Raw genomic sequence first — 15,824 nt, 5'->3', positions numbered from 1 at the left:
CGCGCCAAATACCTTTGTAAAAAACAATGTCAGAAGCCAGCAACAAGCCAAAAAGTCACCCATCCAGCCTGAAGAGCGCCGCTGCACCCCGAACCGAGGCGGGGTCTGACCCCGTGCGGGGTCAGACCCCTGTGGCCGCAGTGCGGGGTGGCGGGCGCGGACCACGCACGCCGCCGGGCACCGAAAACCGTCCGCGCCGCGAACCGAAGCCTCGGCTCACCCCGGAGCAACTGGCGGCGCGCGAGGCCGAACGCAATTTCCGCAATCCGCTGCCGCCGATCACCTTCCCGGAAGACCTGCCGGTCTCCGGCCGTCGCCAGGAAATCGCCGAAGCGCTGCAAAACAACCAGGTCGTCATCGTCTCCGGCGAAACCGGTTCCGGTAAAACCACCCAGCTGCCGAAGATCTGCCTGGAACTGGGTCGTGGCCAAAAAGGCATGATCGGCCATACCCAGCCGCGCCGCATCGCCGCCTCGTCGACCGCCAAGCGCATCGCCGCGGAACTGGGTTCGCCGCTGGGCGAACACGTGGGCTTCAAGGTCCGCTTCGCCGACACGCTGCAAAAAGGCGCTTACGTCAAGCTGATGACCGACGGTATCCTGCTGACGGAAACGCAAAGCGATCCGCTGCTCAAGGCCTACGACACCATCATCATCGATGAAGCGCACGAACGTAGCCTGAACATCGATTTCCTGCTCGGCTACCTGAAACAGCTGCTGCCGCGCCGTCCGGACCTGAAGATCATCATCACTTCGGCGACCATCGACGCCGACCGCTTCGCGCGCCACTTCGGCACGCCGGAGAAGCCGGCGCCGGTGATCGAAGTCTCGGGCCGCCTGTATAAAGTGGAAGTGCGCTACCGCCCGATCGAAAGCGATGTGGTGAATCCGGCCGTGGCCAACGCCGAAGGCAAGGGCGCGCGCACCGCCGCCGCCCGCGAAAAGCGCGATCTGATGGACGCCGTGATCGACGGCGTCGACGAAGTGGCGCGCATCGGCTCCGGCGACATTCTGGTGTTCCTGCCCGGCGAACGCGAAATCCGCGACGCCGCCGAAGCGCTGCGCAAGCACCATCCGCCGCATGTGGAAATCCTGCCGCTGTTCGCCCGCCTGTCGGCCGAAGAGCAGGAGCGCGTGTTCAAGCTGACCAACGCGCGCCGCATCGTCCTGTCCACCAACGTGGCCGAGACCTCGCTGACCGTGCCCGGCATCCGCTACGTGGTGGACGCCGGCCTGGCGCGCGTGAAGCGCTACAGTTACCGCAACAAGGTCGAGCAATTGCAGATCGAGCCGATCGCGCAATCGGCCGCCAACCAGCGCGCCGGCCGATGCGGCCGCGTGGCCGATGGCGTCTGCATCCGCTTGTACGACGAGCAGGACTTCCTGCAACGGCCGAAATTTACCGAGCCGGAGATCCTGCGCTCGTCGCTGGCTTCCGTCATCCTGCGCATGAAGACTTTGCATCTGGCCGATGTGGAGACCTTCCCGTTCATCGAACCGCCGCTGGCGCGCGCCATCGCCGACGGCTACCAGCTGCTGCAGGAGCTGGGCGCGGTCGATGAATACAACCAGATCACGCCACTCGGCACCAAGCTGGCCAAGCTGCCGCTGGACCCGCGCGTCGGCCGCATGATTCTGGCGGCGCTGGACAACGTCTGCCTGACCGAAGTGCTGATCATCGCGTCGGCGCTGTCGGTGCAGGATCCGCGCGACCGGCCGATGGAACACCAGCAGGCCGCCGACGAAGCGCACAAGAAGTTCGCCGACGAGAAGTCCGAATTCCTCAGCTATATCAAGATCTGGCGCTGGTTTGAAAACGCGATTGAACACAAGAAGACCAACCGCCAGTTGCAGGACAACTGCCGCACCAACTTCCTGTCGCAACTTCGCCTGCGCGAATGGCGCGACGTCCACTCGCAACTGCTCACCATCGTCAAGGAGCAGGGCTGGCGCCTGAACGAAGCGCCGGCCACCTACGAGAACCTGCACATGGCGCTGCTGACTGGCTTGCTGGGCAACGTCGGCTTCAAGATGGAAGACGATCCGGGCTTCCTCGGCGCGCGCGGCATCAAGTTCAATATCTGGCCAGGTTCCTCGCTGAGCAAAAAGCCTGGCAAGTGGATCATGGCGGCCGAGCTGGTGGACACCACGCGCCTGTATGCGCGCTGCATCGCGCAGATCCAGCCGGAGTGGCTGGAAAAGATCGGCGGCCACCTGCTGAAGAAGTCATGGGGCGAGCCGCGCTGGGAAAAACGGTCGGCGCAGGTCACCGCCTCCGAGCGCGCCACCTTGTACGGCCTGGTGGTGTACAGCCAGCGCCGCATCAACTACGGCTTGTTCAATCCTGCCGAAGCGCGCGAGATATTCATTCGCGATGCGCTGGTCGGCGGCGATTACGAGACGCGCGCGCCGTTCTTCGCGCATAACCACAAGCTGATTAAAGAGATCGAGAACCTCGAACACAAGTCGCGCCGTCAGGACGTGCTGGTGGATGATGAACTGATCGCCGCCTTCTACGACAAGCTGCTGCCGGCCGATGTGGTCAACGGCGCTGGCTTCGAGAAGTGGCACAAGGACGTGACGGCGCAGGAGCCCAAGCTGCTGTTCCTGAACCGCGATGAGCTGATGCGCCACGAAGCGGCCGGCGTCACCACCGACCTGTTCCCGAAGAAGATGAGCGTCTCCGGTCTGGAGCTGGTGCTGACCTATCACTTCGAACCTGGCAGCGTGCGCGATGGCGTGACGCTGGCGGTGCCGCTGTACGCATTGAACCAGTTGTCGCGCGAGCGCTGCGAATGGCTGGTACCGGGCATGTTGAAGGAGAAGGTGCACCTGTTGCTGAAATCCCTGCCGCAGAAACTGCGCCGTCATTGCGTGCCGCTGCCGGACTACGCGGCCAAGTTCTGTGAGCGCGTGGAGGAGAAGCACGCCTTCGGCCGTGGCGAGTTGATTGACGCGATCATCGCTGATATCCGCAAGGAGATCACGGTAACGCCGCTGACCACCGACTTCAAGCCGGAGACGCTGCCAGCGCACCACTTCATGAACTTCAAGGTGATCGACGAGCATGGCCGCCAGCTGGACATGGGCCGCAACCTCGCCACTTTGCAGGCGGAATACGGCACGCAGGCGCGCGAGAGCTTCCAGAAGATGGCCGAGGCTTCGGGTCCGCAGTCGACTGTCGCCGCGCGCGCGGTGGTGCCGGCAAAGGGCGGAACGCCTGTCACCGCACCGAACAGCGGTCGCGCTCCCGCCGCCGTTCCTGCCCCCGCCGGTACGACAGCCAGCAACATCACGCTGACCAACCTGACCTCGTGGACCTTCGGCGAACTGCCGGAGCTGCTGGAAATCGCCCAGGGCAAGCTGACGCTGATCGGCTTCCCGGCGCTGGTCGACAAGATCACGCACTGCGACCTGGAAGTCTTCGACGACCCGACGGTGGCGGCGCGCACGCACCGCATTGGCCTGCGCCGTCTGTTTGCCTTGCAGATGAAGGACCAGATCAAGTTCATCGAAAAGAGCATCCCCAATTTGCAGCAAATGGGCATGCAGTTCATGAGCATGGGCACGCAGGAAGAGCTGCGCGAGCAGATCATCAACAAGGCGCTGGACATCGCGTGCTTGCAAGACCCGCTGCCGATCGACGCCGCCAGTTTCGCCAAGCGCAAGGACGAAGGCAAATCGCGCCTGGTGCTGCTGGTGAACGAGATCGCGCGCCTGCTGTCGCAAGTGCTGACCGAATTCCACGGCTTGCCGAAGCGCCTGCAAGGCTTGTCGCAGCAGGCGGCGCAGGATATGCAGCAGCAGCTGCAAGGCCTGGTGCACAAGCGCTTTTTGCAGGAAAACGACTACAGCCAGCTGGCTCACTTCCCGCGCTATCTGAAGGCGATGAATGTGCGGATCGAAAAGCTGCGCGGTGATCCTGCGCGCGATACGAAGCTGATGGCGGAGTGGCAGCAAGCCGCAGCGGCCTACCTGCGCGCAAGCCGCGACAAATCGGCCGGCAAGAACACCGATCCGAAGATGGTGGAATTCCGCTGGATGCTGGAGGAATTGCGCGTATCGCTGTTTGCGCAGGAGCTGCGCACGCCGATGCCGGTATCGGCCAAGCGCTTGCTTAAAGTGTGGGAGTCCATGCAACGCTAAGCGGCTTGCCGCACGCTTGACGCGGCGGCTTTCAGGTAGACTGTGGCAACAGGGAGACGTTGCGATGGCCAAATCCGGAAAGCTGCTGCGTAGTCTGATCCGCGCCGGCACGCGCACGGCCAAGCTGTTCGCCGCTATGGCGACGCCGCCGGCCAAACCGAAGCCCAAGCCCCGGCAACCGCGCGTGAAACCGCTCGCCGCCAAATCACCCGCCGCATCCCTCACCAAGGCGTCCGCACCACGTCTCGCCGCCAAAGCCCGCACACCGCGCACTACCGCGACGCCGGCGTCGCGCCCGTCCGCCGTCGCTCCGGGCAAATGGCTCTCCGCGCACGTGCTGACCGCTGCCGGACAGCGTATGAGCTACTGGCTTTACCTGCCCAACCATCTTCCAGAACGCGCCGAAAGCAAAGGCATGCCGCTGGTCGTCATGCTGCACGGCTGTCACCAGACCGCCACCCAGTTCGCGCAAGGCACGCGCATGAACCTGTGGGCGGAGAAGAAGGGCTATGCCGTCCTCTATCCGCAGCAACTCGCCACCATCCAGCCGCAACGCTGCTGGAAATGGTACGACCGCGCCACGCAGGAAGGTGGCGGCGATGTCCCGACCATCCTCACCATGATCCACCAGGTGCTGACGCAGTACGCCATCGACCGCTCGCGCATCTACGTGGCTGGCATATCGGCCGGCGCCGGCATGGCCAACATCCTGGCGCTGAACCACCCGCGATTATTCGCCGCTGTCGGCCTGCACTCCGGTCCCGTGTTTGGCGCGGGGCACAACACGCTCGGCGCGCTGGGCGTGATGAAACACGGCGCCGGACTGCGGACCGACACCGCCGTCCACGATCTGCTGCAACGCCAGCCGCAATTTCCCGGCATGCCCGCCATCCTGCTGCAAGGCGCTGGCGACAATGTGGTTCGCCCCATCAACCAGATCCAGCTGGCGCGTCAAAGCATGCTGCTGAACCGCCTCACCGGCCCGGCCAAGGTCACGCTCAAACCGAAGGGGCGTCACAACGCGCACCAACTGCACGACTTGTACGTCGGCCGCAAACTGATGCTGCGCATTGCCCACATCGAACAACTGGAACACGCCTGGAGCGGTGGCGATCCCGCACTCGCCTTCAACGCCAAAGCCGGCCCCGACGCCAGCAAAATGCTGCTGGAATTCTTCTCGCGCCATCAGCGCTAAAGGTGACTTACAGCAGCAGGAAGGCCAGCGCCGAAACTGCAGTAGGCGCGAGTGCGCCGGCCAGCAGGCCGAGGGCGCCGATGGATTCGTCGCGGAAGCCGCGTCGCAGTAGCGAAACGCCGGCTGGATTCGGCGCGTTGGCGATCACCGTCAGGCCGCCGCCGGTGACGGCGCCGGCCATCAGCATGTATTGCGCGTGCGGCGAGATGCCGTCGATCAGCGAGCCGAGATAGGTGAGGGCGGCGTTGTCGGTGATGGCCGTCAGGCTCATCGCGCCGAAGAACAGCGCCAGCGGCGACAGGCTTTCGACGATCGGTTGCAGCCACCATTGCTGCATTCCGCCCAGCACCACCAGCCCGGCCAGGAAGAAGCCGACCAGCAAGCCTTCCTTGATGATCAGCGGACTCTGGTAGCGCTGGTAGGCGGTGGTAAAGCCGAGGAAGAGCATGAATATGCCGAGGAACAGCTCGGGATGATGGCCCAGCACCACTACTGCTGCCAGGAAGCCGAGATGGATCAGCGTCACCGCCCACGGCACTGCCGGCGGGTTATCCGCCATGGCGGCTGGCGCCGGTGCTCGCAGATGCTTGCGTAGCATGAAGCTGATCGCGGTGGCGTTGATCAGCACCGCGATGACGGCTTTCCAGCCGAATTGCGCCGCCATGTAGGCCGTGTCCCAATTCCAGGTGGCGGCCACCATCAATACCGGCGGGGCGGCGTAGGAGGTCAGCAGGCCGCCGATAGAAATATTTACGAACAACACGCCCAGCGCCGCATACTTCAGCCATTCCGGCATGCCGTTGCGGAAGATCAGCGGCGCCAGCATCAGCGCCGCCAGCGTCATCGCGGCCGGCTCGGTGATCAGCGAACCGGTCAGTGGCACCAGCGCCAGGCCGAACCACACCAGCGCCAGTTCGGCTTGCACCGGCATGCGCTGCGCCAGCGCGGACAAGACCCGCTGGACGAACTCCATCACCGGACGCGAGGCCGCCACCACCATCACCACAAACACAAAGAGCGGCTCGGTGTACTGGCGCGATTCGGCGTAAGCGATGGCCGCCTGGCCGCCATTCAGCAAGGCCAGCGCAATCATTAAAATAAACGCCCAGAAGCCGAACACCACCTCGACTTCGCCCAGCAGATGGAACAGGCCGGCATGACGGGGATGGCGATGTGCCAGCTTCTCGAAAGACTTGGCGGCGAAGGTGTGAATCAGCGCCAGGCCGAACAGGATTGCGCCTACCAGTTGTATCGTTTGCAAAGTGCTTCCTTTGATCATTTCTCCTGAGGGCATGGTACAGCAAAGGCAAAAAATCCTTGTCAAACTACGGTGCGAAGAGTACTGTGTATTTATACAGTATTTTGCGGTACAATGCCATGACACACCCGGAAACCCTGCATCCGTCGCTCTGGCGCGCGGACCAATTGGCGCATAGCGCCACGCGCTGCGCGGACACAGGCTTTGCCGCCTTGTCCGCGCAGTTGCCGGGAGGCGGCTGGCCGCTGGGCACGCTGATCGATCTGCTGGTGCAGCAGCATGGCATTGGCGAACTGCGTTTGTTGCAGCCGGCCTTGGCCGCGCTGGACAAGCGTCCCATCGTGCTGCTGCAACCGCCGCACTTGCCGCAAGCGCTGGCGCTAGCCGCGCTGGGCCTGGAGCCGTCGCAACTACTATGGGTGCGCAGCGGCGCCAAGGCTAGCGATGCGCTGTGGGCGGCCGAACAAATCCTGCGCAGCGGTTGTTGCGGCGCGCTACTGTTCTGGCAAAAGCAGGCGCGTGGTGAAACGCTGCGACGGCTGCACCTGGCGGCGCAAAGTGGCGAGACGCTGTTCTGCATGCTGCGGCCGCTGGCGGCGGCTCAGGACGCGTCGCCGGCGCCGTTGCGGCTGTCGTTGAAACCGGCAGCGGGCGGGGTCGACATCGGCTTTGTCAAACGGCGCGGACCGCAACGCGATACACCCTTGTTTTTACCCTTAACACCTGCTTTGCTTCAACGCCATGCGCCTCTGGATCGCGATACACCTGCCACAGCTCCCGCTCGAAGTATTCTGCCCGCGCTGGTCAACTGACCAGGGCACGGTGGTGCTGGAGCAGGAGCGAGTAATCGCCCTGTCGGCGGCGGCGTATGAAGCCGGCGTGCGCCGGGGCTTGCGGCGCGGCGGCGCCATCATGCTGGCGCCGCAAACACAGTTCCAGCAGCGCTCGTTGCCGCTGGAGGCGGAAGCATTGCAGGCCACCGCGCTGGCGCTGCTGCAATTTACGCCGCAACTGGCCGAGGCGGAAGAGGCCACGCTGCTATTGGACGTCGGCGCCAGCCTGCGGCTGTTTGGCGGCATTCGCGCGCTGTGCCATCGGGTGGCGCAGAGCGTGCGGGCGCTGGGTTTTACCGGTACGCTCAGCTGCGCGCCGACCGCGCGCGGCGCCTGGATGCTGGCGCGTAGCAACGCCGGCCGAGCCTTGACGATGGCGTCGCTGGAACGCCGACTGGAAGGCTTGCCGCCCGGTCTGCTGCCGCCGGCGCGCGCCTATCTGGACTGGCTGGAAGGCATCGGCTGCCTGACCATCGGCCAGCTGCGCCGCCTGCCGCGTCCCGGCTTGCAGCGCCGTTGCGGCCGCGCCTTGCTGGACATGCTGGACGACGCCCATGGCGCCCGTCCTGAGATGCACCAATGGCTGGCGGCGCCCGCCAGTTTTCACGCCAAGCTGGAACTGTTCGACCGCGTGGAAAATGCCGAAGCGCTGCTGTTCGGCGCGCACCGGCTGGTGCTGCAACTGACCGGCTGGCTGAGCGCGCATCAGCTGGCGGTGGCGCGCATCCAACTGCTGCTGGAGCACGAGCGCGGTCGTATCGCCGGCCCGCCGACGGTGGTGGAAATCATGTTGGCCGAGCCGACCTGGAAAGACACGCATCTGGTGCGTCTGCTGAAGGAGCGGCTGGCCAAGCTGGAATTGCCGGCGCCGGTCATCGGTCTGTGCCTGGAAGCGCCGCAGGTGCAGCCGATGGCGCCACCCAGCGAGTCGCTATTCCCCGAACCGGGCGGCAGCAAGGAAGACTGGCAGCGCCTGCTGGAACTGCTGGCCGCGCGGCTGGGCGCGGATAACGTGCTACAGGCCGCACCCAACGCCGACTACCGGCCGGAGCATGCCAACAGCTGGGTCAGCATCCAGACCAAAATCCGCCCGGCTGAAGCACGCGCGCAACTACCGCCGGACATCGGTAGCCTGCCGCGTCCGACCTGGCTGCTGCCCAAGCCGATTGCGCTGATGATGCGCGATCACCGTCCGTACTACGGCTCGCCGCTGCGCATCCGCTCCACCGGCGAGCGCATCGAGTCGGGCTGGTGGGGCGCGATGCAGACGCGCGATTACTTCATGGCGCAGGGGGAGGACAACGCACACTACTGGCTGTTCAAGGAGCGCGACAGTGGCGCGAAGGAGCCCGAAACGCGCTGGTATCTGCATGGATTGTTTGGATAACACGTATCATGCGCTTTTTGCTTTCACGTAATCGACGCCATGAAGATAGGCCCGCTGTTATTGCCGTACACCGCGCTGTTGCTGTTGATCGTGGTAACGGTCAGCTTTGCAATCGCCCGCTATTTCGACCGCCGCAACGAGCGCAAGATCGAGACGTCGATCACCATCATGTTTATTGTGGCGGTGCTGGTGGCGCGGCTGGCATTTGTCCTGCGCTACCAGTCCTTGTACCTGAGCCACCCGTTGACCATGCTCGACATCCGCGATGGCGGCTGGGATGCGCAAAGCGGCGTCATCGCCGCATGGGTGGTCGCATTGGTGATATGGCAGCGCGATCGCACCATCCGCAAGGCCGTGACGGTGACGGTTGGCGCGGCCAGCGTGCTGTGGCTGGCAGGCACGGTGCTGCTGATCGCCAACACATCGGCGCAGGGCAGCATGCCGGTCAACGCCTTGCGCAACCTGAGCGGCCAGCAGGTCGCGCTGTCGGATTTTCACGGCAAACCCACCGTCATCAACTTCTGGGCGACCTGGTGTCCGCCGTGTCAAAAGGAAATGCCAGCCATGGCGCAAGTCCAGGCACAGCGGCCGGATGTAAACTTTGTGTTCGTCAACCAAGGCGAATCGCCACAAGTGATCCAGCAATTTCTGGCGGCTGGACGGCTGGCGTTGAACAATGTGCTGCTGGACCCGGCGCAAGCGACCGCGCGCGGGTTTTCGGTGATGGGCTATCCGACCACCTTGTTCTTCGATGCCTCCGGCAAGCTGGTGTATCAGCACATGGGACCGTTGTCGGAAGCTGCGCTGCTCCATCGTTTGGACGAGACTGGCACCCAAGGCGGCGGAAGTTTGGTTAAATAGTCGCAGACATTCTTTTCAGGACACGCGATGCAATCACAGCGACAGGAATTTATCGGCGCGCACGGCCACAAGCTGGCGGCGCGGCTGGATGGGCCGGACGGAGAGGTCAAAGCCTACGCGCTGTTTGCGCACTGCTTTACCTGCGGGAAAGATGTGTTTGCCGCCAGCCGCGTGGCGCAGGCGCTGACGGAACACGGCATCGCGGTGCTGCGCTTCGACTTTACCGGCCTGGGCGCCAGCGAAGGGGAGTTCGCCAACACCAACTTCTCGTCCAACCTGGCCGATCTGGTGGCGGCGGCCGATTTCATGCGTGAAACCTACCAGGCGCCGCAGCTGTTGATCGGCCACAGCCTGGGCGGCGCGGCGGTGCTGGCGTCAGCGGATCAAATGCCGGAGGTGAAAGCGGTGGTGACGATTGCCGCGCCGAGCGATCCGGTGTCCGTCACCGGCATGTTCAGCCAGCATCTGGACGAGATCGCGCGCGACGGCGAGGCGCTGGTGCAGCTAGCCGGACGGCCGTTCCGCATCAAGCAGCAGTTCGTGGAAGATGCGGGTGGGCACAATTTGAAATTGAAGATTGCAGCCCTGAGGCGGGCCTTGCTGGTGATGCATGCGCCGGGCGACGACACGGTCGGCCTCAGCAATGCGATGGATATTTTTACCGCCGCCAAGCATCCGAAAAGTTTTATCTCGCTGGACAGCGCCGACCATCTGCTGACACGGCGTGAGGACGCCGTGTATGTGGCCAATGTGATCGCGGTCTGGGCCGACCGCTATCTGTTTTAGAAGTCTTCCGACAGGTCTTTCCAGCCTTTGCTGACGGCAAAGGCGGTGAACTCGTCCGGTGCTTCCAGTACCAGCAAACGGCCTTCCTGCAGCACGGGATCGCCGGCGGTCAGGTCCGGGCCTTTGTAGCCGACCGTGCGCAGCTGCGCCACCACGGCGCCAATCAGCGCCTTGTCCTTGTGCAGGCCGCTGATCGGCGCTTTGAAGTCGACGTAGACGTCGATGGCGCCATAGCCCTCATCAAAAATACGAATCGCGCTTGCGTCGTGGGCACGGCCGGAGCCGTCGGAGGCCTTGAATGGGCCGCTGAGTTGGATGTCGGTATCTTGGGTCATATGAGGAGCATACACGCCGGAATCGGCTTAGTCCACTTTAGGGAGCGCCATGCCGCGCTGCACGGCCGGCCGGGCGCCGATCATATCGAGCCAGCGCCGCAGGTCGGGCTTGTTGTCCAGTTTGTCGCCCAGCACCGGTTTCAGCTTGTCCAGCACGCCGACGGTCCACGGATAGCAGGCGATGTCGGCAATGCTGTAATGCGTACCGGCAATGTAGACGTTGTTGGCCAGTTGCTTGTCCATCACGCCCAGCAGCCGTTCCGCTTCCTCGACGAAATGCTTGATCGCCAGTTCTGACTTTTCCTCCGAACGGATGGCAAAAAAGCCGACCTGGCCCAGCATCGGGCCCAGGCCGCCGATCTGCCAGTGCAGCCATTCCAGCACCTTGTAGCGCTCCGGACTGGCGGCGGGCAGCAGCTTGCCGGTCTTCTCGGCCAGGTAGGTGAGGATGGCGCCGCTTTCAAAGATGCTGACGGTGCCGCCATCCACATCGGTATCGACGATGGCGGGGATTTTATTATTGGGGGAGATGGCCAGGAACTCAGGCGTGAACTGTTCGCCCTTGCCGATGTTGACGGTCTTGATGGTGTATTGCAGGCCCAGTTCTTCCAGCATGATGGGAACTTTGCGGCCGTTGGGCGTGGTCCAGGTGTGCAGGGTCAGCATGGTGGTCCTCGGGATGGATTTTCCGTAACGATAATCCATCCCGCCATAACGCCGCGCCCCGTACAGCCGTAGATCCGGGGTCATAGATCCGGGGTCAGGTCCGGCACTTGGACATGAGCTCGTGTCCAGGTGCCGGACCTGACCCCGGGTTGGCAGTTACTTCAACGGTTGCAGGATGGCTTCCAGGCGGTCTGGCGTGCCTTCGATGCGCTCCAGGCGCGGGTACTTCAGGCCGCCGTGGTAGTCGAGCGCGACGGTCTGGTACAGATTGCCTTTTTTGAACAGCAGGCTGATCGGCTCTTTGCCGTCCTTGGCCGCCGTCACTGCCGCGCGCAGCAGTTCCGCCTTGTAGGCGCGGCCGTTGACGGCCAGCAGCGTGGTGCCACCCGACAGGCCGGCCTTGAAGCCGACGCCGTCCCACTGGAACGCTTCCAGCTTACCGTCCGCACCCACCGAGAAGCCCAGCGAGTATTGGAAGTTGGCCGATTTGCTCAGGTCTTCCTGCGCCTTGAGGAACTCGGTCGGCTTGTCGCTGTAGGCCAGTTTCCAGCCGGCGCGGGTCAGGCCGTCCAGCGGCGCGCCTGGGCCGTGGCCGTCCAGGCGGGTCCGCAGGAATTTGGCCCACTCGTATGGCTGCACCGCGTTGAGCGCTTTGACCACGTCCTCGAAGGTGTACGGCTTGGCGACGTTGACGCCGTCATCCACGCCGAAGAAGGTCTTCGCGAAATCGTTCAGCGATTTCTTGTCGCCCGACAGTTCGCGGATCTTGGTGTCGGCATCCAGCCAGATCAGTTCGCCTTCCGAGTAGTAATCCTCGGCGCGCTGCCAGTTGTTCCAGCCTTGCGGACGGCGGGCGTTGATGATCGGGTCGTTGACGGTATCCTGCACCGCGCGCCAGTCGCGGCCTTTGACGTTGTCGTAGCGGGCGGCGGTAGCGGCGATCAGGTCGCGCGTGTGTTCCGGCTTGATCAGGCCCGAGCGCGCGGCCAATACGGCGCCCCAGTACTGGGTCTGGCCTTCGTACACCCACAGCAGTTCATTCTGCAGCGGGGTGTTGAAGTCGGCCACGGCCTGGCCGGCCGGCCGGCGGAATTTGCCGTTCCACGAGTGCGTGAATTCATGCGGCAGCAGTTCGCGGCGCGCTTCGTATTTCTTCCATTCGGCGAAGTAGCCCAGCTTGACGCCGTTCTCGCTCGACTGGTGGTGCTCACGGCCGATGCCGCCGAATTCGTCGCTGATGGCGAACAGGAAATCGTAGTGCTTGTAGTGCTGCGAGTTGAACAGCTTGTAGGCTTGCTGGATCAGTTCGCGGTGCGGTGCGATCTGTTCCGGCGTGGCGTCCAGTTGCTCGGCCGAGTCGGCCACGACGTTCAGGTGCACCGGAATTTTCGCGCCTGGATCGAGGTCGATGCGGCGGAAGTAGCGGCCGGCGAACAGCGGCGAATCGACCAGGGTTTCCAGGTCGGTCGGCTTGAAGGCGACCTCGTCGCCAGTGCGCGTTTGCTGCTCCAGCGCGCTGCCGAATTGCCAGCCGGCCGGCACGGTCAGGTTGGGCTGCACGGTGATCTTGTTGCTGGCGTAGCCGGCCGGATACAGCGCCACCGATTGCCATTGCACGCCAAGGATGTCGTTGGTCATGGTGGTGCGGCCCTGGTTGGCTTCCACCGGCGACAGGTATTCGAATTCGACATCGACGCTATTGGCGCCTTTCGGCACGGTGACGTGGAAGGCGTAGACGTTGACCGGGTCGCGCGTCCATTCCACCGGCTGGCCGTTGGCGCTGACCTTGAGGCCGGCGAACTGGTTCAGCGCGCCGCTCGGGCCGTGATTGCCAGGAATCCATTGCGGATACAGCAGCGTCAGCTTGCCGGCCTTGGCCGGGATGCTTTCGCGCACGCGGAAGATCTGCTGGGCGGTGTTGGTGGCGTCCACTTTGAGGACGATGGTGCCTGGATAAGGCTGGTCGGAGGCGGCCTGGGCGCTGAAGGCGGTAGCCAGCACGGCGGCAAGTACGGCACGGGTCAAGGTCATAGTTGTCACGCGAAACGGTTGAACAAGGGAACGAGTGTAGCACGCAGGTAACTTGCAAATCTCGCAAAACCGATGCGGCAGCGCAGCGAAAAAATTTTGCGCTACCGCCTTGAAAGCCTTGGAGCACGACGCATATGGGAATTAGCGGTTGCCCAGATGGGGACCGTGAGAAGGGGATGCTCCCCGTTTAACCATATCGCTTATTTTGACAAGGATATCTACCATGCGTACTTTTGACCTCGCCCCGCTGTACCGTTCCGCCATTGGCTTCGATCGTCTGGCACAACTGCTGAACGACGCCCAACGCAGCGAGACTCCTAGCTATCCCCCATACAACATCGAGCTGGTATCGGATGACCAGTACCGCATCGTCATGGCCCTGGCCGGCTTCGACCGCTCGGAAATCGACATCACCTTCGAACGCGATGCGCTGACCGTGGTCGGCCGCAAACAGAAGGACGCCACCGAGCGCACTTATCTGCATCGCGGCATCGCCGCCCGTGACTTCGAGCAGCGCTTCCAGCTGGCCAACCACGTCAAAGTGACCGGCGCCAGCTTCGACAACGGCATGCTCACTATTGAACTGGTGCGTGAGATTCCGGAAGCGCTGAAACCACGTAAAATCATCATCGATGGCGGCGAAAACGTCACCTCGCTGGAGCAGCGCCAAGCAGCTTAATTCCGCTTTAATATAGTAGTTGCAACTGGCCGGTATATCCGGCCAGTTTTGCGTTTTAAGCCCCATTTTGGTTAAGTAGGGCCTAAGTTTTTAGCGTCATATTGGATACATCTAAAGTCTTCACTCATTAGGAGAACCGTTATGTCCACTACTACTCTCAAACGCGCTGCCGTGGCTGTCGCCGTGCTGGGCGTGATCGGCGTCGGCGGTGCGGTCGCTGTCAAACAGAGCGCCGCCGTTGCCGCCGCTACCGTGCCTGTCGCTGCCGTCGCCTCGGCCGCCGCCCCGGCGCCGGTCGGCGCGCCAGCCATCTCCCTGCCTGATTTCAGCAGCATCGTCGCCCAGAACGGCCCGGCGGTGGTCAACATCAACGTTACCGGCAGCACCAAGACCGCCTTCGATCCGGACGCCCAGCAGGGCCGTAACGATCCATATGCGGACGATCCGTTCTACGAATTCTTCCGCCGCTTCCAGGGCCAGCAGCGCGGCCAGCAGCGCCAGGCGCCGACCCACGGCCTCGGTTCCGGCTTCATCATCAGCCCGGACGGCATTATTCTGACCAACGCCCACGTGGTGCGTGACGCCAGCGAGGTGGTGGTCAAGCTGACCGACCGCCGCGAATTCCGCGCCAAGGTGCTGGGTTCCGATCCGCAAAGCGATGTCGCCGTGCTGAAAATCGACGCCAAGAACCTGCCGGTCGTGCCCTTGGCCAAGGGCAACGACCTGAAAGTGGGTGAATGGGTGCTGGCCATCGGTTCGCCATATGGCCTGGATAACACCGTGACCGCCGGCGTGGTCAGCGCCAAGGGCCGCTCGCTGCCGGACGGTAACGTGCCGTTCATCCAGACCGACGTCGCGGTCAATCCGGGTAACTCCGGCGGCCCGCTGTTCAACACGCGTGGCGAAGTGGTCGGCATCAACTCGCAGATCTACAGCCAGACCGGCGGTTATCAGGGCTTGTCGTTCGCCATCCCGATTGATGTGGCCAACAAGATCAAGAACCAGATCGTTTCCACCGGCAAGGTGGTGCACGCCAAGCTGGGCGTGACGGTGCAGGAAGTGAATCAGGGCTTTGCCGATTCCTTCAACCTGGCCACGCCGGAAGGCGCGCTGATCTCGAATGTCGAGGGCGGCAGTCCGGCTGACAAGGCCGGCCTGAAGGCGGGCGACGTGATCCGCGCGCTGAATGGCCAGAAGATCGTCAGTTCGGCCGACTTGCCATCGGTGGTGGGCCTGTCGACGCCGGGCGAGAAGATTGCGCTGGACATCTGGCGCCAGGGCAAGCCGCTGCAAGTGACGGCGACGCTGGGCAATGCCGCCGACAAGACGGCCAAGGCCGACGCGCCGTCCGGCGACCCGGCCAGCGCCAAGACCCGCCTGGGCCTGTCGCTGCGTCCGCTGGAACCGGCCGAGCGGCGTGATTCCGGCATCGCCGGCGGCCTGCTGATCCAGGATGCGGGCGGTGCGGCGGCCGATGCCGGCGTCCAGCCGGGCGATGTGCTGCTGTCGGTCAATGGCCGTCCGGTCAACAGTATCGACCAGGTGCGCGAGGTGGTGGGCAAATCGTCCAAGTCGGTGGCATTGCTGATCCAGCGCGGTGACGATAAAATCTTTATTCCGGTGCGCCTGGGATAAGATGCTTCTCATC

The 15,824-nt window shown here is 63.5% G+C and carries 12 protein-coding genes; 8 read left to right on the top strand and 4 right to left on the bottom strand.

Features of this window, described 5'->3' with window-relative positions:
• Positions 1-26 precede the first annotated feature (26 nt).
• Together hrpA and GTP69_RS20845 are read left to right on the top strand one after the other, a co-directional pair.
• Positions 27-4,145 (top strand): ATP-dependent RNA helicase HrpA, encoded by a 4,119-nt coding sequence (gene hrpA / locus GTP69_RS20850; protein WP_161056645.1) that lies wholly within the window; start codon positions 27-29, stop codon positions 4,143-4,145.
• A 64-nt stretch (positions 4,146-4,209) separates the two neighbouring features.
• Positions 4,210-5,340, top strand: coding sequence for an extracellular catalytic domain type 1 short-chain-length polyhydroxyalkanoate depolymerase (locus GTP69_RS20845; protein ID WP_202424511.1), 1,131 nt, complete (start codon positions 4,210-4,212; stop codon positions 5,338-5,340).
• Between the two features lie 7 nt (positions 5,341-5,347).
• Here GTP69_RS20845 and GTP69_RS20840 read toward each other — a convergent pair whose 3' ends face one another.
• Positions 5,348-6,601: a putative Na+/H+ antiporter gene (locus GTP69_RS20840; RefSeq protein WP_161056644.1), complete on the bottom strand. Its 1,254-nt coding sequence runs from the start codon at positions 6,599-6,601 to the stop codon at positions 5,348-5,350.
• Between the two features lie 116 nt (positions 6,602-6,717).
• On the opposite strand from GTP69_RS20840, the gene imuA reads away from it, so the two are divergent.
• Genes imuA through GTP69_RS20820 form a run of 4 tightly spaced genes read left to right on the top strand, consistent with a single transcriptional unit; the run spans position 6,718 to position 10,465 of the window.
• Positions 6,718-7,410, top strand: a complete 693-nt coding sequence (imuA, locus tag GTP69_RS20835) for a translesion DNA synthesis-associated protein ImuA (protein WP_161056643.1) — start codon at positions 6,718-6,720, stop codon at positions 7,408-7,410.
• Entirely contained in the window at positions 7,340-8,818 is a 1,479-nt protein-coding gene (locus tag GTP69_RS20830) for a Y-family DNA polymerase (protein WP_161056642.1), read from the top strand. Before imuA ends, GTP69_RS20830 begins: the two co-directional genes overlap by 71 nt.
• 39 nt (positions 8,819-8,857) lie before the next feature.
• Entirely contained in the window at positions 8,858-9,679 is an 822-nt protein-coding gene (locus GTP69_RS20825) for a TlpA disulfide reductase family protein (protein WP_161056641.1), read from the top strand.
• Between the two features lie 27 nt (positions 9,680-9,706).
• Positions 9,707-10,465: an alpha/beta hydrolase family protein gene (locus GTP69_RS20820; RefSeq protein ID WP_161056640.1), complete on the top strand. Its 759-nt coding sequence runs from the start codon at positions 9,707-9,709 to the stop codon at positions 10,463-10,465.
• Here GTP69_RS20820 and GTP69_RS20815 read toward each other — a convergent pair.
• The 3 genes from GTP69_RS20815 to GTP69_RS20805 form a co-directional block, all read right to left on the bottom strand.
• Complete coding sequence (locus GTP69_RS20815; protein ID WP_161056639.1) at positions 10,462-10,800, bottom strand: hypothetical protein; 339 nt, start codon at positions 10,798-10,800, stop codon at positions 10,462-10,464. The genes GTP69_RS20820 and GTP69_RS20815 overlap by 4 nt on opposite strands.
• Before the next feature lie 27 nt (positions 10,801-10,827).
• On the bottom strand, positions 10,828-11,466 hold the full coding sequence (locus tag GTP69_RS20810; RefSeq protein WP_161056638.1) for a glutathione S-transferase family protein: 639 nt from the start codon (positions 11,464-11,466) through the stop codon (positions 10,828-10,830).
• A gap of 156 nt (positions 11,467-11,622) precedes the next feature.
• A complete protein-coding gene (locus GTP69_RS20805) occupies positions 11,623-13,497 on the bottom strand; it encodes a M61 family metallopeptidase (protein ID WP_161056637.1) in 1,875 nt (624 codons plus the stop codon).
• 223 nt (positions 13,498-13,720) lie between these two features.
• On the opposite strand from GTP69_RS20805, the gene GTP69_RS20800 reads away from it, so the two are divergent.
• Both GTP69_RS20800 and GTP69_RS20795 read left to right on the top strand, forming a co-directional pair.
• Complete coding sequence (locus GTP69_RS20800; protein ID WP_161056636.1) at positions 13,721-14,176, top strand: Hsp20 family protein; 456 nt, start codon at positions 13,721-13,723, stop codon at positions 14,174-14,176.
• A gap of 141 nt (positions 14,177-14,317) precedes the next feature.
• Positions 14,318-15,811, top strand: coding sequence for a Do family serine endopeptidase (locus GTP69_RS20795; protein WP_161056635.1), 1,494 nt, complete (start codon positions 14,318-14,320; stop codon positions 15,809-15,811).
• Positions 15,812-15,824 lie beyond the last annotated feature (13 nt).

It is taken from the genome of Duganella levis (genome assembly GCF_009857605.1).
GTDB lineage: Bacteria > Pseudomonadota > Gammaproteobacteria > Burkholderiales > Burkholderiaceae_D > Rugamonas > Rugamonas levis.
Note: the sequence above shows the minus strand (reverse complement) of the source record. Positions and strands in the feature narration are given on the sequence as shown.